This is a genomic window from Glutamicibacter sp. (assembly GCF_035257265.1).
Classification (GTDB): domain Bacteria; phylum Actinomycetota; class Actinomycetes; order Actinomycetales; family Micrococcaceae; genus Glutamicibacter.
In genome coordinates, this window is the sequence record NZ_DATEXC010000045.1 from 1 (window position 1) to 1,364 (window position 1,364).

The 1,364-nt window shown below is 56.0% G+C and carries 1 protein-coding gene; it reads left to right on the plus strand.

Annotation, left to right across the window (positions count from 1 at the left end):
- Window positions 1–124: 124 nt before the first annotated feature.
- On the plus strand, window positions 125–1,327 hold the full coding sequence (locus tag VJ369_RS12570; protein WP_324092411.1) for a transposase: 1,203 nt from the start codon (window positions 125–127) through the stop codon (window positions 1,325–1,327).
- Window positions 1,328–1,364 lie beyond the last annotated feature (37 nt).

The following is a 1,364-nucleotide window of genomic DNA, read 5'->3' on the forward strand; positions in this document are numbered from 1 at the left end:
TACTCAGAATTGACACCCCAAACCGCAAACTGCTTGAAAATCAATGAGAAAAGGTGTAAAGGCGACATGAGAACGTCCCTCGGCAGCTGTTTTCTCTCTTCCTCCTCTGGAGAGGGCTCTGCACATGCTGATCGCCTTCACCTATCTGCCTGGCTTTGTGACCCTGGTCTTTCGCGGCATGCCCACGGTGTGGCGCGGTCGCCATCGTGTCATCTTCTGCTGGCTCATCTTCATGCAAGCCGTCTCTCCCGGGCGCAAGACCTTGGAAGAGATGGCCCGGTGGACGCCCGCCACGATCACGGCCTGGCGCTTTGGGCGCTTGCTCAAAGCCGCCTATTGGAATGTGCATCTCCTCGTGAGCTGGTTGGCGCAGGATCTCTTGACCACCTTGCCCGCACCCGCGAACGGCATCCTGTATCTCTTTGGCGATGGCAGTCACGCCGACAAACGCGGCCCCAAGAATCCTATGGCGCAGAAAGGGCGCATCAGCCAGCATCATCCCTGGTTTTTTGGCCTGCGCTTCGTCTTGCTGATGGCAGCCTGGGACGGCTATCGCATCCCCGTGGGCTTTCGGCTCATTCTGCCCAAGCGCCACGTCGGTTATCGCAGTGAAAATGCCTTGTTTCGCGAGCTGGTGGGCGCATTTGTTCCCCCGAGTTGGGCCACGCTGGTGATCGTGGGTGGTGATGCCGCTTATGGTTCCAAGGCGAATATGCGCATGGTCCAAGATCGGGACAAGGCCGATACCGCCCGCCGCTGGGGCTTTGTCTTTGCGATCGCTCGGACCTGGAAGACCGTGGAGGAGAAATCGCTCAAACATCTCGTGACCCATATACCGCACAAGTATTACCAATGCACCCGGGTGCCCAGAGAGGGCAGGAAAGGTCGCAAGACTTTTTGGACGTATAGCACCTGCTTGGGTCTGCGTCATGTAGGCGACGTCACTGTGGTCCTGAGTAAAAAAGGGCGTAACACGGGCCCCCAACATACAAAAATCCTGGTGACCAATCTGGCCGAGTTGACACCGAGCCAAGTCGTGTGCATCTACCAAAAACGTTGGGCGATCGAGTTGATGAACTGGGAACTGAAATCGGGCCTGGGATTGGGCGAGCACCAAGTCAGCGGGGACAAAAACCGCAGTGAGAAATCCGTGGGGATTGCCGTGCTGGCCTATTTGTTTGTGTTGCGGGTGGGTCATCACGAGATTGTTCCTGGAAAGCCCTGGAGTATTTTTCAGCTGCAGCATGCACTGCGGTTACGGGTCATGACGAACCAAGTTGAGCATACAGTGAAAGTAAAGATGGCAAAGGCTTGTAAGGCCGCTTGATGATTCGTGTTACGGCTACAAGATGTCAATTCTGAGT

Excerpts from the sequence above, each read along its gene's own strand:
- VJ369_RS12570 (WP_324092411.1), top strand. The coding sequence starts at position 125 with ATGCTGATCGCCTTCACCTATCTGCCTGGCTTTGTGACCCTGGTCTTT.